Source organism: Alkalimonas amylolytica (assembly GCF_900107845.1).
Taxonomy (GTDB): domain Bacteria; phylum Pseudomonadota; class Gammaproteobacteria; order Enterobacterales; family Alteromonadaceae; genus Alkalimonas; species Alkalimonas amylolytica.
The window spans coordinates 72212-98982 of sequence record NZ_FNRM01000009.1 but is presented as its reverse complement, the minus strand read 5'-3'; the positions used below and the strand labels follow the sequence as shown (position 1 = coordinate 98982).

The window sequence follows — 26771 nt, the reverse complement described above, 5'->3', positions numbered from 1 at the left end:
CTCATGGTAAGTTAAGCGGTCATGGCCGCAGGCTACGCTCGTTCAATCGACAAGCAGCTGGAGGAGACTCTGGCTGCTTGTTTGCATTTACACCAGCCAAAAAAAGTGGTGCTGGCACTCAGTGGTGGTCTGGATTCTATGGTGCTGCTGGAGTTGCTGCATCGTTTATCAGCCAGGGCTCCCTGGCAGCTGTCGGCCGTGCATGTTCATCATGGGTTGCAACCACAGGCGGATGAGTGGCTGCAATTTTGCCAGCGAGCCTGTGCCAAAAAATCGGTGCTCTTTGCGTATCATCACCTGGCACTGGATGGTCGGCATAATCTGGAGGCACGTGCCAGGGATGCGCGCTATCAGCAGTTGGCGCAGCATTGCGCTGAGCCGGGCAGTGTGTTGCTGACCGCCCATCACGCCGATGATCAATTGGAAACGTTGTTGCTTGCTTTGAAGCGCGGCAGTGGTCTTACTGGACTGTCAGGCATGGCCTCAAGCCGGCCTTTTGCAGCCGGTTTGCTAGTACGCCCACTGCTGACCCATAGTCGCGTAGAGCTGGAGCAGTTTGCGGATTTTCATCAGTTGCATTGGGTAGAAGATCCAAGCAATCAGGACCCGCGGTTTGATCGTAACTTTTTACGTCAACAGGTGCTGCCGCTGTTGGCGGAGCGCTGGCCTGGCTTTTCACATAGTGCTGCCCGTAGCATGGCGCATTGCGCTGCAGCAGATAAGCAGCTGGAACAGATTTGGCAACAGCAATTACAGCCTTATCTAAGCGAAAATAAGCGGGTGTTGCAGTTAGCTGCTTTGCAGGGAAAAAACCAAACAGAGCAAAATGCCTTGCTGCGCTCTTGGCTGAAACTGCATCAGTTAAACCCGGAGCTAGCCTGGTTAACTACCTTGCATCAACAAGTCATTGCAGCAAAAGCGGATGCTATGCCAGAGCTGCAGTTGCAACATTACCACCTTAGACGTTTTCAGGGAGCTTTGTATCTGTGTGAGCCTTTAGCCGCTAAGCCTCATATTGGTTTAGTATGGCAGGGACAGGCACAACTTGAGTTACCGGCCGGGCTGGGGTGGTTGCATTTCATTCACTCGGAAACAGCGCCCGGTGAAAACTGGTTACCACTGGCGGAGACAACTACACTGGAGCTTTGTTTTGGTCAGCTCAGCCTGCCATTTAAGCCTGCTGGTGCTCAGCACCACAAGCCTTTGAAACAATGGTGTAAACTATGGCAGATCCCGCCCTGGCAACGCCCTTATTTACCCTTACTGCTGTGCCATGGAGAAGTACAACTGGTTGCTGGCTATGCCAGCTGTGTATCACCGGCTAAAGCAACGTTGTGGTGTCTGCTGCAGGCTGAATCTTTTCGCTAAGCGTCAGGCTTGACGAACGCGGTTTTTGCCAGCCTCTTTGGCCAGATAAAGAGCTTTATCGGCTGCTGAGAAAAGCTCTGCCTGGGTTTGTCCTGGCTGCCAGTGTGCGATACCAATGCTGGCAGTCACATGGTGTTGCTGGCAATCGTGCTGGCGCGAAATAGCTTTAACCAGCCGCCTGGCAATCAACTCACTGCTGGCAACATCCTCATCACTCAGTAACACTGCAAACTCATCGCCGCCAAAACGAAACAGTGAGTCGGTTGCCCTTAAGGTGCTGTGCATGGCCTTTGCAACGGCGATCAAAATATCGTCGCCTGCGGTGTGACCATAGAGATCATTGACCTGCTTAAAGTTATCCAAATCAAGCAGCAACACCGCGCAGCAGCTTTGACTGCGCATCGCCAGTTGAATGGCTTTATCCAGACTGTCATCAAAGAATCGGCGATTGCCAAGGCCGGTCAGTGTATCTTTGAGTGCCATTTGCTGTAGCCGGGTAACCACCAGAGCATTTCGAAGCGAGTACAGCCACTCTACTTCAAGCGCTTGCAGCTTACTGCAAACAAGTGGCGTGAAGGGGTGTTCACTGCAATAATGCAATTTGGCCAGGCACTGTTCTTTGAGCATTAACAAGCTACGATGTTGGAATTCAGCACTGGCAGAGCCTGCTGCACCATAGTGACCAATAGCGGTCTGCAACTCCAGGCCGGTGAGCGGCAGAATATTGCCAGCTGCCATCGAAAAAAGCTGTAGTTGCTCACGCAGATCGAGCGTGGTTTGCAACTGTGCCAGCAAGGATTGATGCTGCTGCACGGTAGGAGCGCGCCAGTACTCATCGGTCGCGACGGCAGCGTAGCTGGGTGCGTCTGGCAGACTGATTTCGCTAAGTAAACATAAGCTCATAACTGCTTCCTGGTTAAGGTGATACAGTCGTAAAAGCAATAATTGTGCCTAAATGTTAATAATGAAATTTATCAATAGCTTATTAACTGTGCAACGCGATTGCTTGACGAGCTATAGTGAGAACCGGCACTTTTTTGACAAAGAAGTCGCCAGAGAGCAGATTAATCCGCTTGCAGGAATTCAATAATGGCATCCAGTTGATGCATGCCATCCTCGAAGCCAATATCAATCAGCCGACGCGTATAATCCTGTTCAAACAGCAAATAGCTGGCCAGGCTGGAATCCGAATGCTGGCCAATTCCCATCAGCCGGAACATGGTGCGTACCGCCAGTGGCAAGGATAAGAAATGCTCGCTGGCGATTTGGTTAAAATTCTGGCTTGGGTTTACCAGCAAACTATCAATTGGCTTGAGGCTGGTCTCAATCCCATGCTGCTGCATGGTTGCTATGGTGCTGTTAATGCGTTGCATACGCTCTAAATCAGAGTTCAGAGTGTCGGCAAATATAGTATCCAGCAAATGACCGGCGATGGTGGCAAGGCCGGGATGATGCGGTAAACGCTGACTGCGGTCATGGCTGCGAGGTTGTTCCAGACCAATAATCAGGATTTTTTCTGCGCCCAGATGAATGGGAGCACTGAGCGGAGATAATTGATTCACTGAGCCATCGCCAAAGTACTGCTGGTGGATTTGTACCGATGGAAATAACAGCGGGATAGCTGCGGAAGCCAGCAGATGATGCAAACCAAGCAGGGTCCGCTGACCGCAGCGCTTAGCCCGGCGCCAGTCACCGGCGCTGTCGGATTGAAAAAATGTAATGGAATCGCCATCGTTATAACTGGATGCGGTCACTGAGACGCTGGACAGGTAGCCACCCATGATGTTGCGATCGATACGTTGCAAGTCGAGGATCTTACCAAGCAGCTGCTTTAAAGGGGTGTTATCCAACATACTGACTGCACGCTTGTTGGCATAATCGGCCTGAAAAGCGCTGAATAAACCGCGCAGCAGATGACGAAATACTCTGGGGTAGTCTGAATAATACACCTGATTGGTATGGAAATGCCGCCATACCCATTCAATTTTTTTCACGCCCAAATGAAAACAAGAGGCGTAACAGGCAATACCGGTGCCATTGATGGCTCCAGCGGAAGTGCCGCATATAATGTCAAACGGAATTTTGCTATTGCGTGGGTAACGGGTGGCAATGGCTTTAAGGACACCCACCTGATAGGCCGCCCTGGCACCACCACCGGTCAACAGCAAAGCTGTTTTTCGTCGCTTGTCGGAATCTGTTTGTTTCATTCGGCTGAACTTTTACTCGCTCTGCTGCTCTGTTGAGTTAAGCTGCTGGCTAAAAAGAGTTATTGAAAAATTTCCAGCCATTGTATGCTGAGCAGACTGTGATTACGACCTGACTTTAGTCTGGTCGGATAACGAATTGAATGCAACTTTCCAACGCAAAGAGGCCATTATGACAGAGCGTGAATCATCGGAAGCATCTGCACCTGGTCAGCAGCTTTATTACCTGGGACTGGCTGCTGTGGTCATGGTCTTATTGATAGCTGGCTGGCTGTTGTATCGCTCTGACAGTCCGGAGCCTGAACCTGTGCAGCTGTTGCCGCAAGCGGAGCTTACGGAATTACCCGACGCTGAACCTTTTGTACCAGACCCCATTGCCTTAGAGCCTGTGACTGAGGCTGTGCCTGAATTGCCGGCGGAGCCGCTTACCGGTGACTTGCCGGTTGAGGTTGTGCCCGAGCTTCGGGAACCAGAGCCAGAACCAGAACCAGAGCCTGCATTGCCTGCATTGAATGATTCGGATGCCGAAGTAAGGCAGTCGTTGCTGCAACTCCCCTGGCAACCTGGCCTGGCCGGATTGTTTGTACGTGAAGACATGCTGCGTCGTCTGGTGGTGCTGACTGATAACGTCAGCCGGGGCCAAATCAGCAGTGACCATCTGGTGCTCACTACACCGGATCAACCCTTTGCGGTAAGACAGCAAGGTGAGCAACTGAGCTTGGACCCGGCTGGTTTTCGTCGGTATGAGCCCTATCTTACCCTGTTAGAGAGTGTACCAGTCCCGACTCAGGTAGCATTGTTGCGGCACTATCAGCCATTACTGGATGAAGCTTTTGCCGAGCTGGGCTACCCGGATAAGCCCTTTGAGTATCGTTTGCTGCAAGCCATCGATTACCTGCTGGCACAGCCTGTGATGGACGGAGTTTTTGAGCTGGAGCTGCCCAGCGTGATGTATCATTTTGCCGAGCCACATCTTGAAGCCATGAGCGATGTGCAAAAGCAGTTGATCCGCATCGGGCCGGATAACCAAAGGCGCTTGAATCAACACTTGACAAAATTACGACTGGCGTTACAAGAATGATTTCTTAGGGCTTTCCTTGTTTAATATTTATTAAACTATAATTAATTCAGCCGTTTATGACTACCCCTTTACCAACTTATGTCTATGCTTAACCAAGAACTGGCAGTAGGTATAGGGGTTCATCATGCTGAATCAATTGAGTGTAAAGTTACGGCTAACAGCCATCATAGTCGTGCCTCTGGTTGTGATCCTTGTGCTGGCCATTTTATCATTGCGTGAAATGCAGCAACTCAATCAGGGAATTGATAGTCTCTACCATGATAGGGTAGTTCCCCTTCGTCAGATCAAAGTGGTATCGGATGCTTATGCCGTGACCATGGTAGATACCTTCCATAAATACCGAAGCGAACAGCTCAATGCCAGGCAAGCGCTGCAGGAGTTGCAACAAGCCAGAGCTGAAGCAGAACGCTATTGGCGACAGTATCTGGCGACTGAGCTCACCGCAAACGAGCGTCGGCTGGTATCGGATGTCGAGCGTTTGCGCCAACCTTTTTTTACCGAAGCCGATCGTTTTACGTCCGCCATCGAGCAAAACACCTTTATGACAGCCATCGGCAACAATGAATTTAATCAGCGCTTGTACGCGGTTGCCGATCCGCTCAGTGCTGCCCTGGATGCACTCATCATGTTGCAGCTGGATGAGTCTGAGCGTTTCAGGCAGGCTGCTGAACAGAGCTTTGTACAGAGTCGCCTGGTGTTTATGCTGCTGTTAGTGACTGTATTTATTACTCTGGCAGTCCTTGGTCTCTGGATTTACCGCTCCATTCAAACTCCGTTGCGTCAGTTGCAAAGTGCTATTCAAGCCGTTGGGAAAAGCCTGGATTTGACAGTGCGGGCCGCAGTGGCAGGCAATGACGAACTGGCTGAGGCTGCCATCGCTTTTAATGGCACCATGGATCGCTTGCAGTTATTCTTTAAAGAACTGGATGGCGCTATCCAGCAGCTCGCGACTGCAGCAGAGGAAATGAGTAATATCAGTGAGCAAGTCAGTACCACTTCGGGTGAGCAAGAACAGCATGTCAGCATGATCGCTACTGCCATTACCCAGATGTCTTCAGCTATTCAGGAAGTTGCGGGCAGTGCTTTGCGTACCTCGGAACAAGCCGGTGAAGCAGATCACTTGTCTGAACAAGGGGTGAGCCGGGTGGAGCAAAGTATCCAATCGATTGGAAAGTTGTCTGCCGCCATGGATGAAGCTACTAAGGTCATCGCCCAGCTGAATGATGAGTCAGGCAAAATTAGTCAGGTGTTGGCAGTGATCACCAGCATTGCCGAGCAAACCAATTTGTTGGCACTGAATGCTGCGATTGAGGCGGCTCGGGCTGGGGAAGCGGGTCGTGGTTTTGCCGTGGTGGCTGATGAAGTGCGTCAGTTGGCAACCAATACCCAAAAAGCCACCGAGTCAATTCGCGGTATGATTGATAACCTGCAATTATCTTCCAAAGAGGCTGTGCAGGCGATGGAGAACTCTGGTCAATTTGCCAAGGTAAGTGTGACTCAAGTTAATGAAACCGGAGATGTGATCAATCAGATGAAAAGCTCAGTCAGTCATATTGTTGAGATGAATGCCCAGGTATCAACCGCTACTGAACAACAAACCATAGTAGCTGAAGAAATCAGCAAAAACATCAGCGAGTTTACGGTCAGTATTGGTGAAGTGACGCATAGCGCCAAACAAAGTGCAGAAGCCAGTGATATGCTGGCGCGCTTATCCTCGGATTTACAGCAAAAAGCAGCGGCTTTTAAAGTTTGATCTCGGGTCACGGCTGCTTTTTTCTTGAGCAGCTGGCTTGCGGATGGTTGCAACCCAGGCAGGATTTGCGCATAATGCGCGCCTGCCATCGTGATGGCACACAATGGTAACCCCATGGGTCCTCTCGCAATGCTAGTAGGTGAACCCGGTCAGGTCCGGAAGGAAGCAGCCGCAGCTTATGACGCATGTGCCGAGATGTGGCTGGTGGGGTTGCCACCCACTTCCCATCCTTAGCCTTGATTATCCAAAAACTCCACGGCTTTGCGTACCGCCTCTTGCACCTTCATTTGCATTTCGAAGCGCTCACTTTGCGGCAGGTAGAACGCCATATCCACTTCATAGCGAATATAACGCGGTGGCAGCTGATTCAGGATAATACAGCTTAAATCCGCCAGATAATCCGGATCTTTATTCTGATCCAAGCCTTGCTCCGCCAAATAATCGATCACCAGCTTTTCATAGTAGTTGTGAATATCATCGTTCAGAATCATGATTACTCTTCTTGGTTGTAAAGCAGACGCTACTGCCTTCAAGCATAATCGGCTTTTACAAAAAAAACCACCGCATTGGTTATGCCGGGGTGGCTTGCTACAATGCCAGCTACTGACGTGGTGGAATCAAAAAAGATGCAGAAAAATCAAAAACCTTGCTATTACGGTGACTACCTTCAGCTGGACCAGCTTCTTAATGCCCAGGCACCGGAAAGTGCGAACTATGGCGCAGAGGCGCATGATGAGACCCTGTTTATCATTGTGCATCAGGTGTATGAGTTGTGGTTTAAGCAAATCCTGCATGAATTAAAAGCGGTACTGGCTGTCTTTGCTGAAGAGGAAGTTAAAGATGAACAGCTCACCGGCATCGTGCATAAACTGAAGCGGGTGATCAGCATTCAGCAGCTGTTGAACCAACAGATTGCGGTGATGGAAACCATGACGCCGCAGGATTTTATGTCGTTTCGCGATTACCTGGTACCGGCTTCTGGCTTTCAGAGTGTGCAGTTTAAAATGCTGGAAATTGGCCTGGGGCTTAAAAGCGATTACCGTATCGACTTTGATAAAAACTCTTTTTATACCCGGCTGAATGACAAAGATCGCAACTTCTTGCAGGCGTTGGAGCATCAGCCCAGTTTATTTGAGCTGATTGAGAAGTGGCTGGAGCGCATGCCATTCCTGGAGTTTGGTGACTTTAGCTTCTGGCAATTGTACCAGCAGGCCACCCAAAGCATGCTCAATCGGGATGAAGCCATCGTGCAGGGCATTGAACAACTGGCGGAGTCCGAGCGTGAGCTACAGCTTGGTGAAATCGCCAAAACCCGACAGAAGTTTGCGGCCCTGCTCGATAGTGAGGAATACCACAAGCTGCAGCAGCAAGGAGCTTTCCGGTTAAGTCAGCGTGCTATGTTATCCGCACTTTTTATCAGCTTGTATCAGGAAGAGCCGGTTTTTAATCTGCCATTCCAGTTACTGACCTGCCTGACCGAGATTGATGAAAACCTGACGATATGGCGCTACAAGCATGCCATGATGGTGCAGCGGATGTTAGGCACCAAAATTGGCACCGGTGGTTCTTCCGGCCATGATTACCTGAAACGAACTACCGAGAAAAATCGCATTTTCACCGACCTGTTTCATATGGCGACCTTTTTATTGCCAAAGTCTGAGTTACCAGCTTTACCGGCGGGTCTGAAAAAACGTTTAGGTTTCTATTTTGCTGGCGATTGAGCTGCCTTCAAGTTCAAAGGCGGCTTTAAACAGTTGCAGGTGCAGCTGGGTTAGTGCCGCCAGATCGCGTTGATAGCCGCCACCAATGACGGCGGCAACTGGTATTTCACGCTTACGGCAGCTTTGTAGCACCAGGCGGTCACGCTGCAATAAAGCTGCTGTGCTTAGTTGCAGGTGACCCAACTCATCCTGCTGATGACAATCCACACCAGCATCGTACAGCACCAGATCGGGCTGATACCAGTTTAGCAGGCAGCTAAGCGCCTGCTCTACTTGTAGCAGATAGTCCTGTTCGCTGATGGTTGCTGGCAGTGCCAGATCCCAGTCCGACTGTTGTTTGTGGTAGGGAAAGTTTTTGTCGCAGTGCACCGAACAGGTGATGATATCCGGCTCATTCGCCAGCAGCAGAGCTGTGCCATCTCCCTGATGCACATCCAGATCAAAAATCAGCAGGCGCTTGACGCCTTGTTGCTGCATGGATTTAGCAGCAAAAGCCAGATCATTGAACAGACAAAAACCGGAACCCTGATTGTAAAAGGCATGATGATAGCCACCACTTAAGTGCAGCGCTAAGCCATGTTGTAATGCGAGTTCGGCGCAAAGTCGGGTGCCCGCGATGGAGGTCAGTGAGCGCTGGATCAGCTGCTTTGACCAGGGAAAGCCAATACGGCGCATGGCTTTGGCATCCAGCTGGCCGGAGCAAAGTGCTTGGATGTAGTCCGGGCAATGCACCAGTGTAAGCTCGTGCTCTGAAAGTGGGGCTGGTTGATGAAACTGTTCGGTTGGTACGCCAAATGCCTGCAGCTGTTGCTGCAGAGCATGGTATTTACCAATGGGATAACGATGCCGTTCTGGCAGCTCTAAGGCGCTGTAGCAGGGATGATAAACCAGGGGAAATGACATATCAGCGCTTGTGCTGCTCCTGAAATTGAATTTGCTGCTCCACCTCGCTGATGGCGCGACGACAGCGTCCTAACCGTGCCTGCAACGCCAGTTGCTGCTGCACCTCCTGGTTTTGTTGCTGGGCAAGACGGAGCATGTCTTCCAAACGTTGTTCGAATTCTTTGTACTGACTCAGTTGCTGATATAGATCACGGCTGGACTGTGTAATGCGCTGCACCACTTGTTGGGCTTTACGTTTGCTCACTTTAAAGTTTTTCCGGGTTTGGCTGTTGGCAAAAGCCCGGGTCAGTGCATTGCACTGGGCTGCGATGCGCTCAGCCAGTCGCTGCTGGTGCTCAGAGCTCACAGCTTGCCGCCCCGAGCTATACTGATCCAGTCGCCTTAATTGCTGCAAGGCTTCATCCACATAATCGGTCAGGTAAGGTGAGTGACAACTAAACAGATCGGTCTGAAACCAATCCAGTGGCTTGCCGGGCATCGGTGCCTGATCCAGGGTTCTGGCCTGTTCACGCAATTGCTCTAAACGTTGTTTTAGCTCGCTGAGCGCCGACATACTAACTCCAGGCCTGCCAGGCCAGGCGCAGCGCTATGGCCACCACTACGCTGATAAAGACGGGGCGGATAAAGCGGCTGCCAAAGCGAATGGCGGAGTGGGCACCCAGCCAGGCACCTGCCATCAAGCAAAGCCCCATTGCCAGGCCAAGCAGAATAAAGACATGACCCAGCAACAAAAATACCGCCAGAGAGACGCCATTACTGATAAAATTCATAGTGCGGGCCACACCGCAGGTCAGCAACAAATTGATGCGGTACAGTGCCATGGTAGACACCATCCAGAAGGCGCCGGTACCCGGGCCTGCAACTCCATCGTAAAAGCCCAGCGCCAACCCCTGACTTCGTTGTTGCCAGAACAGCCGGCGGTTTTGTTTCGGCAGTTCGAGTTGATCGTCAGGCACAATGCGGTTAAACAGCGTATAGACAGCAGCCAGTAAAATGACCACCGGTAGATACTTTTCCAGTGCAGCGCTGCTGAGCTGATCAACCAGCAGGGTGCCTAAAGCAGCACCGATACCGGTATAGAGCAGACTACGGCGCCAGTACACAGGGTCAAACAAACGTTTGCGGTAATAAGTCACCGAGGCGGTTAAGGAGCCGAAAGTAGCGGCCAGCTTGTTGGTACCAAGCGCCAGGTGCGGTGGCAGGCCTGCGGTAAGCAGGGCCGGGATAGTCAACAGGCCACCGCCACCGGCAATGGCATCAATATAGCCAGCGGTAAAAGCAACGGCGCAAAGTATAAGCAGAACACTGGGTTCGATGGCAAATTCAGCGAACAATTCGACAGGCCTTAATAGTGAATGCTGCGTTTAAATGGCGGTAGCGCATCGAGCATCGCTTTACCATAGGTTTTGCTGACCAGGCGTCGGTCCAAAATCACAATTTGACCGCTGTCCTGCTCTTGCCGCAGTAGTCTACCACAAGCCTGTACCAGTTTCTTCGCTGTTGCAGGTACCGTTAGTTGTAAAAAAGGGTTGCCACCTTGTTTAGTCACCGCTTCACTCATGGCCTCCTCCAGCGGTGAGGTTGGCACCGCAAAAGGCAACTTGGTGATCACCAGATTGGTCAGCAAATTGCCCGGTAAATCCAGCCCTTCGGCAAAGCTTTGGGTGCCAAATAAAATACTGGTTTTGTGCTCTGCCACATTCTGCCGATGCTGCTCCAGCAGCTTTTGCCGGGCCGCTTCACCTTGCACCAATAACTCAAATCCTTTGGTGCGCAAGACCTCAGCGACCTGATTCATTTGCCAGTAAGAAGCAAACAGCACCAGACTGGCTTGTTGCCTGGGCAAATAATCGGGCAACAACTGACAGAGTTCATCCGTAAAACCATCCGCAGTCGGTTCATGCTGCATTTTTGGCAGCAGAATATGACCTTGCTCGGCATAGGCGAAAGGCGAGTCGACTTTTAGCGTGCGCACCCCTTCCCACTGATCCAGCCCTAGCTCACGCAGCGGATAGCTGAAGCAGTTGAGGGCGGTCAGGGTCGCAGAGCAGAGCACACAGGCAAAAGCCGGCCGAAACAACAGACGCTCCAGTTGCGCCTGTACCCGGAGTGGGCTGGCACAGCCGGTAATTTGGTGGGGTTGTTGCTCTGGTTGCTCGACCCAACGGGCCTGATAAACATGCGCATGCTGAGGCTCGGCCCAAAGCTGCCACAATGCCTGTTGCTGGCTAAATTTCTGATCAAAAGACGACAGCTCCTGCAAGGTGCTGCTGATAGCTCGGGTAGGAAATTGTTGCTCTAAAATCGCCTCACGAATTTTTTGGTGCAGCTGCTCCAGTTGATTGAGCACCTGGCGGCTGGATTTTGCCAGCGACTCGGCCTGCTGGCTCAGTAGCAGCGGTAAAGCTGCATCGGCAAAACGAAACTGCGGCTTGTTACTAAACCAGGCAGGGATAAAAGCAGCTAGTTGCTGTTGAATGGGCTGATAATCGCGGCGGTAATCATCGATCAGCTCCTGCAGTTTGATGGCGGTTTTAAGTGCTGACTCCGGCAGATTCGCCTGCATGCGCTGACTGAATTTCAGCGCTTTCTCCAGCCACAGCTCTTGTTGCAGCAAGGGCGCACTGGCCGATAAAAAACTGCGGGCACTATCCACCAGGTGGTGGCCTTCATCAATCACATAGACACAGTCTTCCGGCGGTGGTAACTGCGCAGAGCCTGCTTCCAAATCGGCCAGCAAAAAAGCCTGGTTGGTCACCAGCACCTGGCTGCCGGCAATTTCAGCCCGAGCCAAGTGGAATGGACAGTGTTGGTGACGGCGGCTGCCGCGATGGCAATGGTAGGGATCGGCCTGGATCTGTTGCCAGAGTGCATCCGGCACGGCAAATGGCAGGCTGTCGCTATCGCCAAGCCAATGCCGCTGTTGCCAGGCTTTCAGCAGCTTGGTAGCTAGCGCCTGATGCTTAGCGCTGCCATCCGGGAAGAGCTCAGGCTGCTGCAGCATCTCTTGCAAGCGTTCAATGCAAGCATAACGCTGACGGCCTTTAACCAGACAAAACTCAAAATCGAGCCCGGCGTGTTGCTGAAAAAAGGGTAAGTCTTTACGAACTAATTGCTCTTGCAAAGCCACGGTAGCAGTGGCAATCACCAGCGTTTTGTTGTGTGTGAGCACATAAGGAATACAGGCTAGTAAATAGGCCAATGACTTACCGGTTCCCGTACCGGCTTCAACCAGTGCAATGCGATGATGCCGGTGGTAACTGCCGGCAATGGTATGGGCGATTTCTGCAATCAGTTGGTTTTGTCCTTGTCGAACGCGGTAGTTTGGCAAGGCGTTACGGATCTGTTGCTGAATCGCGCGGATACTTTGTTGAGTTTCAGTTTGCAGCATGTAATTTTTTCTGAACGTCCAAGCGCTCTATTCTAAAAACTAACGCTACAGATAGCAATTACTGCCTAAAAGCAAGGCAGATCGTACAAGTTGCCAATCATCTCTTTAAATTTGCATTCATCGCAAATTTTAGCAAGAAGGTTGACCTGGTAGGGGTGAAATGTATAGCATCGGGTATGAAATGCCTTTTTTATTGCATGGTATTTCGGCAAAGCTTTTTTCAAAAAGCACAAAACACCTCACAAAATTTGATTGTCGCTATGTACGACAACCAGGGAGACTTTCTAATGTATAAAAACAACAAATTGTCCAAAGCAGTGCGCTTGGCAATGACAGTGGGCGCTTTAACCGCGGCCGCTGTTCCAGGATTCGTTGTTGCTGATGTGAATGAGCAGGAAGCAACAACTATCGAGCGTATTGAAGTAACAGGTTCACGTATTCGTCGTATCGGTGAAATTGCCCCAACTCCAGTAACGGTTATTACCGGTGAAGGTCTTGTTGATGCTGGTGTTACCAATGTGGCAGATTTACTGCACCGGATGCCGAACACCTTGATTGGTTTATCACCTGAGACGAGCAACAATACCATTTTTGCCAGTGGCTTGAACAACACCGATCTACGTGGTCTGGGCTCGAACCGTACTCTGGTGCTGGTCAACGGCCGTCGCTTTATCTCTGGTGCTCCGGGCAGCTCAGCAGTTGACTTAAACAACATTCCAACTGCAATGATTGACCGTATCGAAATCACTACCGGTGGTTCATCTGCGGTTTACGGTTCTGATGCTGTGGCGGGTGTTGTAAACATCATTACCAAAACGTCTTACGATGGTGTCACCATCGATGTCTCTACCACGCAAACTCGTCAAAGCGGCGGTGAGGAAGAGTATGCTTCTTTGACCTTTGGTGCTGATTTAGGCCGCGCCAGCTTTATTTCTAACCTGAGCTGGGCGCGTCAAAAGCAAATCAGTTTCATGGATCGCGACTTTTTGCGTGAAGCGCCGATCGTAATTCGTAACCCAAATCGTGATCCTAATGACCCGAACAGCCCTGCCGCGGTTGTCTGGGGTTATGGTCAGCAGGTACTGGCATCTTACACCAAAACTGGTACCTTCGCAGCAGGTGGCACCCGTTATACCTTCAGCGAAGATGGTACCATGCGCCCGCAGCAGTTGGGTGAGCCGCTGCCACCACTGACTTCTGGCCGGGTCGATTACCTGGGTGGTGAAGGCTACAACTTTGCTGAAAACAGCTTTATGCGTACTCCGCTTGATCGGATTAACTTTGTAACCAACATGAATTACGAGTTTAACGATGATCATCGTATGCAAATGGAGCTGAATTTATCCAAAACAGACGCGTACGGTGAGAGCTCGCCAGCTTTCCTGAACTTTATTGCCTATGGTGACAATGCCTTATTACCGCAGGCTGCCCGTGATCTGATCAGCCAGCAAAACCTTGGCTTTGATCCACGTGGTGCAGTTTCCATGGGCTATCTGGCTTCTGATTTCGGTAATCGTCAGTATTCACAAGACCGTACTTTAGCGCGGATTTCTCTTGGTTTTGATGGCGCCATTAACGACAACTGGATGTATGATGTTTATATGACATCTGGCCATGTTCAAGCCGATACCGAGTGGTACGGTGAGATGTATGAAGATCGTTTCTACGATGCGATTGATGCCATTGAACTGAACGGCCAGGTGGTTTGTCGCGATGAAATCGCCCGTGCACAGGGCTGTTTACCACTAAACATCTTTGGCCGTGGTCTGTACAGCGATGAGGCTTACGATTGGGTGAGCACCGATGCGATTCGTCGTTCGTCCATCCAACAGCACGTGATTGGCGCTGCAGTCAGTGGCGATATCATGGAACTGCCTGCCGGCTGGTTAGCCGCTGCTTTTGCTGTTGAATACCGTAAAGAAAAAGCTAAGACGCTGCCAGATCCGGCAATGCGTGCAGGCTTGTTGTTTAACAACCAGTCTCAGCCATTATCCGGTGATTTTGATGTAAAAGAAATCTCGGCGGAGTTTTCAATCCCATTGATTGAAGGCATGGCTTTCGTTGAAAACCTTACCTTCGAAACCGCCGGTCGTGCGATGCGTTATTCGACCTCTGGTTCGGATACGGCTTGGAAAATTGGCCTGAACTGGGAAATCAATGACGAGCTGCGTGTGCGTCTTAATCGCTCTAAGTCTGTACGTGCACCGAATATTGGTGAGTTGTTCAACCCACCAGGGCAGACGTTTGCTAGCATCACTGACCTTTGTGCTACCAGCCAGCGTGATGCACTGAACCCAAACTACCGTGAAAACATCCTGAACAACTGTGCTGCTCAGGGCATTCCGGCTAACTTTGAGCCATCGCAAGAGTGGTTTGGTTCAACCCGTCCAGGCTTTATCATTGGTAACACCGATTTGACCAATGAAATTGCCAAAGACATTACCATTGGTTTTGTTTACAACCCAAGCTTCCTGGATGATTTCAGCCTGACAGTGGATTACTGGAAGTTTGACATGTCCAACATGATTCAATCTTTCACCGCGAACAACCTGGTTCGTTACTGCTATCAGTCGAATTCAATTGATAACGTATTCTGCCCGCTGATTGAGCGTGATCCGAATACGTTTGAAATTGTAAACTTCTTCCAGAAGCCAATTAACTCAGCATTAAGTACTACTTCAGGTGTGGATATTGAAGCGAACTACCGTTTCAGCACCGACTTTGGTGACTTTGGTGTGCGTTGGATCGGCACCTATCTGGAAGAGCGTACCTTTAACCAGACGGGTTTTGCTGAAGATGAAGTTGTCAACACTGGTGAACAAGCGCGTCCACGCTGGCGTAACCGTTTAATCACTAGCTACAACTATCAGGATTTCTCAGCGGTTCTGACCATGACACACCGTCATAGCTCTGTTTTGAATAACGAGTGGACACCTAACCAGAACAACTACAACGATGTACCTTCGTACATCACCTGGGATCTGACCTCACGCTACAACGTGAATGATAATCTGCAAGTTCGTGCTGGTATTTTGAACATGTTCGATCGGACGCCACCGCGTCTTCCGGGTATGTACAACAATGGTAACTACTACGATATGATGGGACAGCGCTTCACTTTAGGTGTGAACTACACTTTCTAAGTAAAGCAGCTTAGGTTAAGCAACCATTTTATCTGCATGAAAACACCAGCTTCGGCTGGTGTTTTTTTATTGTTGAGTTTTAAACACTGCGGCTGATTGCGCTTCGTATGTGATGTCAGCCTAAAACTTGTTGGAATGCAATTATTTGTCTGTAAGTCCGGCAATACTGTCACGAAATGTGTACAAAAAGAATATGGCAATTGCTCGCTAAATTTAGATTATTCGGAACTTTTAAAGAGAATCCGCTTGTTTTACACCCTTTCAAGTTGCAGCCCGCGATACTTCAGTATGCGCTACATCAGAAATCCTTTAAAAGCAACGCCGCTGAACTCTGAAAAACATTCATCAAACTAGTTGACCCTGGCGAAAAATTACGTTTATCATCAAAGAGTGACGGATCGGGGTTTCCCCGGTTTAAGCGGAATGCCAGATGCCGTAAAGTTCTGGCTTAGGTGAAAAATAGAATCACTAACTCATAGTGGTCCAGGGAGAAATACATGTATACGAATAATAAATTAAGCAAAGCTGTGCGCTTGGCGATTGCTTTTGGAGCCGCTTCGGCGACTGCTCTGACAGCACAAGTTGCCGCCGCTGACGAGCAAGAAGCTGAGCGAGTTGAGCGTATTCAGGTTACGGGTTCCCGTATTCCTCAATCTGCCAACGTGGTTACCTCCAGCCCTATCACCCAGGTTACCTCAGAAGAGTTTGAGTTTGCCGGAACCATTCGTACTGAAGACCTAGTAAGCGACTTGCCACAAGTGTTTGCTGGCCAAGCCGCTACCACCAACAATGGTGCCAATGGTACCGCTACCATTTCTTTGCGTGGTCTAGAGTCCAAGCGTACTTTGACACTGATCAACGGTCGCCGCATGGTTGGTGGTTCGCCATCAGCTGGAGGTGGTGTACCTGATTTGAATCAGATTCCTGCGCAACTGATCAAAAACGTTGAGCTGTTAACTGGCGGTGCTTCAGCAACTTACGGTTCTGATGCTATCGCTGGTGTTGTTAACTTCATGATGAAAGATGACTTTGAAGGTATTCAGTTCGATTACCAGCATAGTTTCTATCAACACAACAACAGCAACAGCAGCCCGGCAGCTCAAGCTGTTCGCAATGCTGGCTTTGAACTGCCGGATGGCAATGTACGTGATGGCCACTCCAACATGTACAACCTGATCATGGGCTTTAACTCGGACGATGGTAAAGGCAATGTTACCATGTTCGGTAGCTACCGTCGTATTAAACCGGTATTCCAATCCGATCGTGATTTCAGTGCCTGTGCGCTGACCGGTGGCTCGGTCAATGGTTTTGGTTGTGGTGGCTCGGGTGCTGCACCAGATCCACGCTTTTCTGACTTTTCTACTTTCGACTTTATTACTCAGGGCAGCGAGTTTGCTCAATACGATGGTCGTTTGTACAACTATGGCCCGGTCAACTACTTCCAGCGTCCGGATGAGCGTGTTGCCTTAGGTGCCTTTGGTAAATATGCCTTTAACAACAACGTTGAATTGTATGCCGAGTTGGGTTATACCCACAACAGCAGCCGTTCGCAAATTGCCGAGTCAGGTGCTTTCTTTGTGCCGGTTACATTGACTTGTTCTAACCCACTGATGTCGGATCAGCAGTTTAATGCGCTTTGTGGTAACCGTGGTTTAACCCGTGATGATTCTGTGTCAGCCTTTGTTGCGAAACGTAACATTGAAGGTGGCCCACGTATCGATGATCGCGAGCACAACTCACACCGTGCAGTCTTAGGTATTCGTGGTGAAATCAACGACCAGTGGACCTATGACGCTTACGTCAACTTTGCCCAGGTCAATTACTCGCAAACTTACTTCAATGACTTCAGTAAATCACGTATTGCCCGTGCCTTGGATGTTGTCAGCGATGCAGATGGCAATGCCATTTGTCGTTCAGTGGCGGATGGCTCTGATCCTACCTGTGTGCCTTACAACCTGTTTACCGAAGGTGCTATTAACCAGGCGCAGATTGATTACCTGACCTTGCCATTGTTCTCGCGTGGTACCACAGGTTTAACTGAGTTCACGGGTTATGTATTGGGTGACCTAACCGACTATGGCATCAAATCACCCTTTGCTGAGTATGGCGTTGAGCTGTTATTAGGTGTGTCAACCCGCCGCGATACCCTGACCTTTGCTCCAGACCGTGGTTACATCGACTTCGAGGGGGCTGGTCAGGGCGGTCCATCTCTGCCTGTTGCTGGTTCAGTCAGCGTGGATGAAGTTTTCTCTGAAGCTAAAATCTACCTGGTTGAGGATGCTCCATTTGCCGAAAGCCTGGTATTGGATTTAGGTTTCCGTTACTCCGAGTACGATACTGGTAAAACCACGACTACTCAGAAGTATGCGTTGGGTTGGGATATTACCCAGGACTTTAAACTGCGTGCCAGCTACCAGATAGCTGCCCGTGCTGCCAACATCCGTGAATTGTTTGCATCACAAGGCGCCGGCTTGTTCCAGTGGAACGCCGATCCATGTGGTGGTGAAACCCCGCAACGTTCCCTGGCAGATTGTCAGCGCACTGGGGTAACTGCTGATCGTTACGGCTCCATCCCGAACAGCCCGGCCAACCAATACAACCAGTTGACTGGAGGTAACCCGGATCTGGATCCGGAAGAGTCCAAAACCAAATCGGTTGGTTTTGTGTTCCGTCCAAGCTTTATTGATGGGTTTGACTTCTCTGTCGATTACTTCGACATTAAAGTGGAAAAAGCTATCTCCAATATTCCACCAATTACTGCGGTAAATAACTGTTTGGATACGGGTGACGAAAGGTTCTGTAGCTTGGTACAACGTGCCCCAGTTAACCAAGCCTTGTGGTTAGACGGTGGTCAGGTTATTGCTACTAACGTGAATATCGGCTTCCTGCAACGGACTGGTATCGACGTCAACTCCATGTACACCATGAATCTGAATGATATGGGCCGGTTGCGCTTCTCTTTAACCGGTACTTACTTCCAGAAGTACGATAATCAGCCGATTGCTGGTGGCACCCTGAACGAGTGTGCTGGCAAATGGGGTGGCGTATGTACTGAGCCGGTGCCTAAGTGGCAGCACAACTTGCGTGCTACCTGGATGACGCCATGGGATGTGACCATTTCTGCCAACTGGCGTCATCTTGGCAAAGTGGATAACCACCCAAGCCGTGTTGCGAACCAGGAAAACCACTCTGCTGAGAACTACCTGGATCTGACTGTTCAGTGGATGGTTGGTGAAGGTACCCGTCTGAGTGTCGGTGTGAACAACGTGCTGGATAATGATCCGCCATACTATTCAGCGGCTCTGTCTGCGAACACTGACCCAGGTTTCTGGGATTCAACTGGTCGTTATGTATTCTTCGGAATCCAACAGCGCTTCTGATAGTCGGTATAGCGATGTAAAGCCCTCCTTGTGAGGGCTTTTTATTTCTGCTTAACAGCGAGTTTAAACAGGCAGTGATATGACGGACAGCAAATCAAGCTGGGACAGGTACTGGGCCAAGGGCAGTGCAGCGGCTTTGCCCTTAAGTGATAACGAGCAAAGGCAGCTTGGTCAGTTCTGGCAAGCACAACTGCTACAAAATACGCCAAAAGCCATGACATCCGCCGTTGAACTGGCGGCCGGTGCTGGTGATCTGACTGCGCAGCTCATGTCGTTTTTTGGGCTGTATCGGCCTGAACCCGTGTTGCATGCAGTGGATAGCTCAGCTCAGGCATTGCACCAGTTGCAAGCGCGTTTCGAGCGTATACAACCTTTGCAATGCGATTTGGCGGCGGTGACGCTAGCCGATCACAGCCAGCAATTGGTGGTCAGCCAGTTTGGCATTGAATATGGGGGCGAAGCTGGCTTTCGTGAAGCAGGCCGTATGGTTGCGGTTGATGGTGTCCTATTGTTGCTGGTGCATCACAGCGACAGTGAAATCTTCCGGCAATGTGCCCGCAATAACCGCATGATTCGTTTCATGCAGGATGAGCAATTCTTTACTAAGGTCAGCCACTGGTTTCGTGTGGCGCAACACGATTCTGCAGCAACGGAGAGCGAGATGGCAGCAGCCCGAAATGCTTTAATGCAGGCTTTGCAGCACGCACAGCGGCTGTTACAACAAATCGGGCCGGTCAGTAGGCAGATCCGACAGTTTTATCAGGATTGTGCCGAGTTGGCTGCTAAGGTGCGCTCTTATCAATTATCGGAGCTACTTGATTGGCTTGAGCGAATGCAAACCGAGTTAGTGGACAGTCAACAACGCGGTGAAGCCATGCAGCAGGTTGCTATGGATTACCAGCAGTTGGATGCACTGTGCCGAGCACAGTGGCACCCCTGGCAATTGCAGTACCATATTGAGCCATTTGAGTTAGCAGGTAAAACCTTAGGGTGGTTTGTTAAGGGTAACAAAAAGCCCGCTTAGCGGGCTTTGAAACAGGACAAACTCTTTGGCTTAGCCCAGGCGACGCACTAAATCGCTCACCCGATCTAAAGAGCTTAAATGATGGTAAATGGCATCCAGGGCATTGTGTTGACGTAATTTTAAGAAGTCGCTATCACTTAATGCTGCCAGCTTTTCCTGATCAATCACATGGAAGCCATTCAGAGCGCCTTGCTTGCCGCTGCTGTCGGTAAACTTGAGCGCTTCTTCTTTAAACAGGTCCAGTTGTTGCAGCAGAGTGGTTATTTCCACACTGACCATTTCGTGTGCCAGCAAGTCCTGCAGGAAATTGGTCAGGTTCTGGTAAAACTCGGTCGGTTGCTTATTCTCATCAAAGATGGCTTGTCCCTCAGTGGTACTGACCAATTCAGATTCAGGGTGGATACAGACCATCCACTGATCGTCGGTGTTTTCAGCCCGGGCTATGCTAAATGGATAGCTGCGCAATGTTGCCGGCACATAGGCTGCATCCCAGCGACCTTGTTGCAGGAACAGGTTTTGTTTCTCCAGCAAGCCAAAAACGGCGATGGGACGGTATTGCTTACTTTGCTCTTCGTAGACAAAAAAGATCGGGTAGTGAGCTGAAACCTTGTTGAACTCACCAAAAAAAACCGGGACAAATTGCCGGTCGATTAAATGCTCAATGGTTCCCTGCTGACGAATTTTGATTGCGCTGTGTTGCTCCGGGCTCACCGGTACTGGATTGTTAAACATCTGGGCTTGATTCCTTGTTAGCTATTCTTGTGTCGGTAACTTACTTGCCATCCGGCAGACTGTCAACAGTGATGCCTGGGTGGGCGTTTTGCTTGGTCACTTAGCTCAGTTGTGGTACATATAACGGCACGCACCATTAAGACCATTGGCATCATGAGCGAGTTATCAGCGTTAACACAACAGGCGAAACAACTTAAGCAACAACAACGCTATGAAGAAGCAATTGCTTTGTACAAGCAAGCCTGTTTGTTATCACCCCAGGATCCTATTCCTGAGCACAACCTGGCGACTGCATACGCGGATGCGGATTTGCTGCATGATGCTCGCTATCATGCCCGCATGGCCTTGCAGCTTGGTTCTAAACATGCAGCAACCTGGCTAGTGTTGGCCCGAGCTGAGCAGGGGTTGCATCATTTGGCTGAGGCTGAGCAAGCTTACCGCCAGGCGCTGGCTATTGATCCTGTGCTTGCAGAGGCGCATTTGGAGCTAGCCCAGCTTTTATGGATGCAATCTGCCAATATTCAGCAGACTGTCGCTACTTTAATTGCAGCGATAAAACAGCACCCGGATAACCCTGTACTCAGACTTACTCTGGCTCGTGTGTTTGAAGGTGCGGGAGATATTGCCGTTGGCTATAAGGTGTTGGCGGATACTTTATTGTTCATGGAGGATGAAGTGCTGTTAAGTACTGCTACGCATCTTGCCTTGGATCATGGCGACCATGAACAGGCGTTAGTGCACGCTAAACGGGCCTATGCAATGGCTCCACAGTACGCACCGGCCTTAATGGCGTATTGTTACGCCTTGATGGCAAATGAGCAGGCGGCTCAGGCCTTGCCGATGATTGATGGCTATGTACAGCAGCAGCCAGATGACCAATTGGCATTGGCCGTCCAGGCTACAGCACTCAGGTTATCCGCAGATGAGCGCTATCAGGATTTATGCAATTACAAATCCATGGTTCAATCCTATGCATTGCAAACGCCCCAGGGCTGGTCTTCAATGTCGGATTATCTTGCGGAGTTAAAGCAAGCGGTGCGTCAACATCATCATTTCCAGACACATCCGTTTGGTCAGTCGGTCCGGCATGGTAGTCAGCAGCCCAGCTTATTGCGCTTTAAAGACCCGGCAATCCAGGCCTTTCCTCAAGCAATAGCACCAGCTATTGAGCAGTATTTGCAGCATATTGGTGCCGATAAGCAGCATCCACTATCCAGACGCAACCAGCAAGATTGGCAATTTAATGGCATTTGGTCGGTCTTGTTGAAGTCGCAGGGTTTTCATAGCAATCATGTGCACTCCAAAGGCTGGATATCATCCGCCTGTTATCTGGAGTTGCCCAAAACAGTAAAGCAAGGCAGTGTCGATGGCTGGTTGAAGTTTGGTGAGCCAGGCTTGGCTACCCAACCCAAACTGGCTGTAGAGCGTTATGTGAAGCCTGAAGTTGGTCAACTGGTGTTGTTTCCTTCGTACTTCTGGCATGGCACTGTGCCTTTTAGTGGCAGTGATTCCCGCATGACGATTGCTTTTGATCTGGTACCAAAGGCTTAATGCGGTTAACCGCTGAAACGACATTGTGCACATCGTTGTTCGGCTGGATCTCTCTCCAGCCGCTTTGCTTCTATTCTGTTCTCACAGTCACAGCAAATACCGTAAAGCCCAATCTCCATCTGGCTTAATGCTGCTTGCACGGCTTCCAGCCGCTTGCTTGGGCCGCGTAACTCTGGTGTGTGCCAATGCAGCAGCAGCTCCGGCCAGCGAGGTAATGGCAATTGCTGTAACTTCAGGTGCAATTGTTGATAGTCCAGGCTAGGCTGGCCAGCCAGGACATGTGCAATGTGCTGCTGCAACTGTTGCTGTTCTTCCAGCAATCGAGTGCGTAATTGATTCAGGCGGATGGACATACAACACCCTAGCTATGGTCATATGCTGCAGTATGGCTTAGTCCATAGCGGCATGATGTGATGTACATCAAACCGCATGCACGTTTCCGTTAGGAGAGGGGTCTTAGAGGGCACAAAAGCCTGCTCTTAGCCTGCGAGCAGACGATTAGCCTTTTCTTTGCTGTAAAAGGGATAGTGCAAGCGCAGCTCTTCCGCTAGAATAATGGGTTCTGTCCCAACGCATTCGATGAGGTATTCCAGTGGCTGACGAGAATTTTAAAGAGAGTTTTAATTTGAAACAGTTTTTGGCTTTTCTGGTGGTATTTGTGGTCTTGCTGCTGCAGGGCCCTATTGTGCGCTGGCTACAAATTTTTGGCTAACGCCAGTTTCTTGATAAAGCTAAACTGATACAGGATACCATTTACTCATGACCAATCCCGTCCTTAGTGAGCAACTAAAGCAAGTCATTAAGACAGTCCCTGATTACCCCAAGCCAGGCATTCTCTTTCGTGATGTCACCAGCCTGATGCAGGATGGTCCTGCTTTTGCAAAGGTTATCGATGCGCTGAAGCAGCATTATGCAGACCATGGCATCAATAAGGTAGTTGGTACAGAGTCACGCGGTTTCATTTTTGGTGCCCCTTTGGCCTATGCTCTGGGTGTGGCTTTTGTACCGGTTCGTAAAAAAGGCAAGTTACCACGCGAGCGCATATCGCAAAGTTATCAGCTGGAATATGGCGAGGATATCCTGGAACTTCATATGGATGCCATTCATCAGGGCGACAAAGTCCTGATGGTTGATGATTTACTGGCAACCGGCGGTACCATTGAAGCAACAACACAGCTTATTCGTCGTCTCGGTGGTGAGGTGACGCATGCGGCTTTTGTGATTGCTTTGCCTGAGCTTGGCGGTATACAGCGGCTCGAAAAATTAGGCCTCGAAGTGCTGTCTTTAGTTGATTATGATGGTCATTAACCCCGTTGGGTTGCATAGCTGGCCGTATTTTTACGAAGGCAGCTTAGGTTCCGTAAGCCAAAGATGACCATGAACGAGGAGTATGCATGAGCTACCAGGTGCTGGCACGAAAATGGCGGCCTCAGCAGTTCAGTCAACTGTTGGGACAGCAGCATGTCAAGTCAGCCTTAAGCAATGCGCTTAGCTCCGATCGTTTGCACCATGCCTATTTGTTTACCGGTACACGAGGAGTAGGTAAAACTACCATAGCGCGTATTTTTGCCAAAAGCCTCAACTGCGAGCTGGGGGTGACAGCAACGCCTTGCGGCCAGTGCAGTAGTTGCCTTGAAATCGAAGCAGGTCGCTTTGTCGATTTGTTGGAAATCGATGCTGCTTCCCGAACTAAAGTAGAAGATACTCGCGATCTGCTGGATAACGTCCAATACGCGCCAACGCGTGGTCGTTTCAAAGTGTATTTGATAGACGAAGTGCACATGCTGTCCCGGCATAGCTTCAATGCACTGCTCAAAACGCTGGAAGAACCACCACCGCATGTAAAGTTTTTGCTGGCGACTACCGATCCGCAAAAACTTCCGGTTACCGTCTTATCACGCTGTCTGCAATTTAGTCTAAAGGCTTTAACGGAAGCTGAGCTGCTACAACAACTGAGTAGGGTACTGCAGCAAGAGCAGGTAGCTGCAGAGCAGGAAGCACTGGTCTTGCTGGCCAAAGCGGCCCGTGGCAGTGTGCGTGATGCGCTTAGCTTAACCGATCAGGCCATTGCCCAAACCAATGGCCACATTACCGCCACTGCGGTGCGCGACATGTTGGGTCTGTTACCACAGCACTGGGGACAGCGTTTGCTGCAAGCCGTGTTGCAACAGGATGTAGCGGAGATGCGGCAACAGTTGGATGCACTGATGCTGCAAACCAGTCAGCCCAGTCAATTGATTGATGATATGCTGGCGTTATTGCATTTTGCTGCTATTTGTCAGTTTCAACCGGATGCTGCAGAGCTTGCAGGCGAGCAGGCTGTTTTTGTTGCTGAGCTGGCAGCCAGTCAAGAGGCCGAATCGTTGCAGCTATACTACCAGCTATTGATCAGCGGGAAACGTGAGCTGCCTTATGCGCCGGATATCCGCAGTGGCCTTGAAATGGCATTATTACGGGCTTTGTTGTTTGTACCTCAGTCTGCTGATGCGTCTTCCTCTGCACCATCGGGTTCAAGTGGGCAAAAACGGCCAAGAGCACAAGCGTTAAAGCCACCGCTATTGGCGCAACCAGCAGCCGAGGCAGCAAGCAGTCCGCTTGCCCACACTGTGTCTCCCTCCTTAGCTGCAACTCAGCCTGAAATGGAATTTCAGCAGACTTTGGAAACAGCGCCGGCGGTAGAATCCATGCCCGAAGCACAACCTGAGCTGACCAAGGAGTCAGAGCAGCCAGAACTCCCAGAGTTGCAGACTCAGCCTGAGTCGCCGCAGATGGATCCAATTACCGCCAGCATTATAGCCAGGCGTGGGGTGCAACCTTTGGCGGCAGGCCACAGTGCTGCTGCCACTGTGGCTCAAAGTAAAGCTGCGCGTCCAGCTGTGCCTGCAGCACGTACTGAGCCAGATGTGGCCGATAAGCTCTCTGTGCCTGCAGCTGCTTCGCAAAACCAGCAGATGGCTGCTTCGACACCGCCTGCATCTGAGCTGGTAACAAAGGAAAGCGCAGCAAAAAAGTCTGAGCGCCCAAGGGCGCAGCAATTGCTAGGTCAGCCGCTGGATGCTGCCGGTTTTCATTATCGAGCGGCACATGAGATTGATGATTGGGCTGCTCTGATCGAACAGGTGAATGCAACTGGCTTGTATCGACTGTTTCTGCTGCACTCAGTCCCTAGTGTCGTGGGCAGTTGCGTTCAGCTAATCGTCGCTCATTCAGAACAGCACCTGGAAACGGATGAGTTTCGTCATCGCATTGAGCAATTGGTATTGACTGCATTTCCGGCTGCGACCGAAGTGCAAATCGTCTATCAGCCCGAAGTGACAGGCTGCCCACGCGATATCCAGCAACAGCTGGACCAGGCACGGCGGAGCTATGTGCAACGCATTATGGCCGAAGATCCTGTCCTTTTAACGATACGACAAAATCTAACGGCTGAGTTTATCGACGACAGTCTGGTGGTTAATTAAATTCATTTTGTGTATGCTGGCGCCCATTGCCAATGGGCGAACAGCCATGATTAAGGAGATAAGCCATGTTTAAAGGTGGTATGGGTAACATGATGAAGCAGGCGCAAGCCATGCAGGAAAAAATGCAGAAAGTGCAGCAGGAAATTGCCAATATGGAAGTCACTGGCGAATCCGGTGCTGGCATGGTGAAAGTCACCATGACAGGCTCACATCAGGTCAAGCGTGTGCATCTGGATGACAGTTTGATGGAAGACGACAAAGAAATGCTGGAAGATTTGGTGGCGGCAGCTATCAACGATGCGGTACGTAGAGTGGAAGATACCAACCGTGAAATGATGGCGCAGGTAGCTGGTGGCATGCAATTGCCTCCTGGTTTTAAGATGCCTTTTTAAGCTAAGCAACTCCTATGACTGCCAATACGCCTTTGCTGCAGCAACTGATTGATGCGTTAAAAGCGCTGCCTGGGGTTGGGCCTAAAACAGCCCAGCGCATGGCATTCCAACTGTTGGAGCGCAACCGGGAAGGTGGCCGAAAACTGGGTACAGCCTTGCTGCATGCGATGGAGCATATTGGCCAATGCCAGAGTTGCCGTACTTTTTCCGAGCAGGAACTCTGTGCTATCTGTAGTGATCCATCCCGCAGTCAGTCGTCTTTGCTTTGTGTGGTTGGCTCTTCGGCAGACTTGCAGGCAATAGAGCAAACCGGTCAGTTTGATGGCCGCTACTTCGTATTGATGGGCCAACTGTCGCCACTGGATGGCATTGGCCCGGCCGAGCTGGGGCTGGATCGTCTGGAGCAGCAGTTGGCGAAAGGGGACGTCGAAGAAGTTATTCTCGCGACCAACCCTACCATGGAGGGGGAGGCAACGGCTTACTATATTGCTGAATTGTGTCATCGGCAGCAGATCAGTGTGTCCCGTTTGGCGCAGGGTGTGCCAGTTGGTGGTGAGCTGGAATATCTGGATGGCTCGACTTTGTCTCATGCCTTTAGTGGCCGAAAACGTTTCTAACGCTTGAAATTCTCAGCTTTCCTCCCCATATAAACAACATCCTAACGCCG

21 protein-coding genes and 1 other RNA gene are annotated in these 26771 nt (G+C 50.4%); 13 read left to right on the top strand and 9 right to left on the bottom strand.

Annotated elements, in window-relative coordinates; all coding sequences use genetic code 11:
- The first annotated feature begins 21 nt into the window (after positions 1 to 21).
- Entirely contained in the window at positions 22 to 1368 is a 1347-nt protein-coding gene (tilS, locus tag BLW37_RS15710) for a tRNA lysidine(34) synthetase TilS (protein ID WP_091344626.1), read from the top strand.
- 3 nt (positions 1369 to 1371) lie between these two features.
- Here tilS and BLW37_RS15705 read toward each other — a convergent pair whose 3' ends face one another.
- Positions 1372 to 2271 (bottom strand): GGDEF domain-containing protein, encoded by a 900-nt coding sequence (locus tag BLW37_RS15705; protein WP_091344624.1) that lies wholly within the window; start codon positions 2269 to 2271, stop codon positions 1372 to 1374.
- A gap of 161 nt (positions 2272 to 2432) precedes the next feature.
- Complete coding sequence (locus BLW37_RS15700) at positions 2433 to 3575, bottom strand: patatin-like phospholipase family protein (protein WP_091344623.1); 1143 nt, start codon at positions 3573 to 3575, stop codon at positions 2433 to 2435.
- Positions 3576 to 3744: 169 nt separating this feature from the next.
- On the opposite strand from BLW37_RS15700, the gene BLW37_RS15695 reads away from it, so the two are divergent.
- From BLW37_RS15695 to ffs, 3 genes are all read left to right on the top strand, one after another.
- The gene (locus tag BLW37_RS15695; protein ID WP_091344621.1) at positions 3745 to 4653 is read left to right on the top strand and encodes a DUF3014 domain-containing protein; all 909 of its coding nucleotides are present in this window, start codon (positions 3745 to 3747) and stop codon (positions 4651 to 4653) included.
- Between the two features lie 124 nt (positions 4654 to 4777).
- Positions 4778 to 6406, top strand: coding sequence for a methyl-accepting chemotaxis protein (locus BLW37_RS15690; protein ID WP_091344619.1), 1629 nt, complete (start codon positions 4778 to 4780; stop codon positions 6404 to 6406).
- A 113-nt stretch (positions 6407 to 6519) separates the two neighbouring features.
- Positions 6520 to 6616, top strand: an RNA gene (gene ffs / locus BLW37_RS15685) — signal recognition particle sRNA small type.
- Between the two features lie 20 nt (positions 6617 to 6636).
- On the opposite strand, the gene BLW37_RS15680 is transcribed toward ffs, so the two are convergent.
- A complete protein-coding gene (locus BLW37_RS15680; RefSeq protein ID WP_091344617.1) occupies positions 6637 to 6897 on the bottom strand; it encodes a late competence development ComFB family protein in 261 nt (86 codons plus the stop codon).
- A gap of 135 nt (positions 6898 to 7032) precedes the next feature.
- Here BLW37_RS15680 and BLW37_RS15675 point away from each other — a divergent pair, with 135 nt between their 5' ends.
- Positions 7033 to 8127 (top strand): tryptophan 2,3-dioxygenase family protein, encoded by a 1095-nt coding sequence (locus BLW37_RS15675; protein ID WP_091344615.1) that lies wholly within the window; start codon positions 7033 to 7035, stop codon positions 8125 to 8127.
- On the opposite strand, the gene BLW37_RS15670 is transcribed toward BLW37_RS15675, so the two are convergent.
- The 4 genes from BLW37_RS15670 to dinG are packed head-to-tail and all read right to left on the bottom strand — an operon-like array spanning position 8101 to position 12421.
- Entirely contained in the window at positions 8101 to 9030 is a 930-nt protein-coding gene (locus tag BLW37_RS15670; protein WP_091344613.1) for a histone deacetylase family protein, read from the bottom strand. The genes BLW37_RS15675 and BLW37_RS15670 overlap by 27 nt on opposite strands.
- A 1-nt stretch (position 9031) precedes the next feature.
- The gene (gene priC, locus BLW37_RS15665) at positions 9032 to 9583 is read right to left on the bottom strand and encodes a primosomal replication protein PriC (RefSeq protein WP_091344611.1); all 552 of its coding nucleotides are present in this window, start codon (positions 9581 to 9583) and stop codon (positions 9032 to 9034) included.
- Position 9584: 1 nt separating this feature from the next.
- Positions 9585 to 10364: a sulfite exporter TauE/SafE family protein gene (locus BLW37_RS15660; RefSeq protein ID WP_091344609.1), complete on the bottom strand. Its 780-nt coding sequence runs from the start codon at positions 10362 to 10364 to the stop codon at positions 9585 to 9587.
- An 11-nt stretch (positions 10365 to 10375) separates the two neighbouring features.
- Entirely contained in the window at positions 10376 to 12421 is a 2046-nt protein-coding gene (gene dinG / locus BLW37_RS15655) for an ATP-dependent DNA helicase DinG (RefSeq protein WP_091344608.1), read from the bottom strand.
- Positions 12422 to 12708: 287 nt separating this feature from the next.
- On the opposite strand from dinG, the gene BLW37_RS15650 reads away from it, so the two are divergent.
- The 3 genes from BLW37_RS15650 (at position 12709) to BLW37_RS15640 (ending at position 19968) form a co-directional block, all read left to right on the top strand.
- A complete protein-coding gene (locus BLW37_RS15650) occupies positions 12709 to 15564 on the top strand; it encodes a TonB-dependent receptor plug domain-containing protein (protein ID WP_245785757.1) in 2856 nt (951 codons plus the stop codon).
- 497 nt (positions 15565 to 16061) lie between these two features.
- Complete coding sequence (locus tag BLW37_RS15645) at positions 16062 to 18944, top strand: TonB-dependent receptor plug domain-containing protein (protein ID WP_091344606.1); 2883 nt, start codon at positions 16062 to 16064, stop codon at positions 18942 to 18944.
- Between the two features lie 79 nt (positions 18945 to 19023).
- Positions 19024 to 19968 carry a class I SAM-dependent methyltransferase gene (locus BLW37_RS15640; RefSeq protein WP_091344605.1) on the top strand — a complete coding sequence of 315 codons (945 nt, stop codon included), beginning with the start codon at positions 19024 to 19026 and terminating at the stop codon, positions 19966 to 19968.
- A gap of 30 nt (positions 19969 to 19998) precedes the next feature.
- Here BLW37_RS15640 and BLW37_RS15635 read toward each other — a convergent pair whose 3' ends face one another.
- Entirely contained in the window at positions 19999 to 20700 is a 702-nt protein-coding gene (locus BLW37_RS15635; RefSeq protein WP_091344603.1) for a SapC family protein, read from the bottom strand.
- 153 nt (positions 20701 to 20853) lie between these two features.
- Here BLW37_RS15635 and BLW37_RS15630 point away from each other — a divergent pair, with 153 nt between their 5' ends.
- Positions 20854 to 22251, top strand: coding sequence for a putative 2OG-Fe(II) oxygenase (locus tag BLW37_RS15630; protein ID WP_091344602.1), 1398 nt, complete (start codon positions 20854 to 20856; stop codon positions 22249 to 22251).
- Positions 22252 to 22256: 5 nt separating this feature from the next.
- On the opposite strand, the gene BLW37_RS15625 is transcribed toward BLW37_RS15630, so the two are convergent.
- Positions 22257 to 22604: a TraR/DksA C4-type zinc finger protein gene (locus BLW37_RS15625; RefSeq protein ID WP_091344600.1), complete on the bottom strand. Its 348-nt coding sequence runs from the start codon at positions 22602 to 22604 to the stop codon at positions 22257 to 22259.
- A 406-nt stretch (positions 22605 to 23010) separates the two neighbouring features.
- Between BLW37_RS15625 and apt the strand changes: the two genes are divergently transcribed.
- The 4 genes from apt (at position 23011) to recR (ending at position 26721) form a co-directional block, all read left to right on the top strand.
- On the top strand, positions 23011 to 23559 hold the full coding sequence (gene apt, locus BLW37_RS15620) for an adenine phosphoribosyltransferase (RefSeq protein ID WP_091344598.1): 549 nt from the start codon (positions 23011 to 23013) through the stop codon (positions 23557 to 23559).
- Between the two features lie 86 nt (positions 23560 to 23645).
- On the top strand, positions 23646 to 25712 hold the full coding sequence (gene dnaX, locus BLW37_RS15615; RefSeq protein WP_091344597.1) for a DNA polymerase III subunit gamma/tau: 2067 nt from the start codon (positions 23646 to 23648) through the stop codon (positions 25710 to 25712).
- A 65-nt stretch (positions 25713 to 25777) separates the two neighbouring features.
- The gene (locus tag BLW37_RS15610; RefSeq protein ID WP_091344595.1) at positions 25778 to 26104 is read left to right on the top strand and encodes a YbaB/EbfC family nucleoid-associated protein; all 327 of its coding nucleotides are present in this window, start codon (positions 25778 to 25780) and stop codon (positions 26102 to 26104) included.
- 14 nt (positions 26105 to 26118) lie between these two features.
- Positions 26119 to 26721, top strand: coding sequence for a recombination mediator RecR (recR, locus tag BLW37_RS15605; protein ID WP_091344594.1), 603 nt, complete (start codon positions 26119 to 26121; stop codon positions 26719 to 26721).
- The last annotated feature ends 50 nt before the right edge of the window (positions 26722 to 26771 follow it).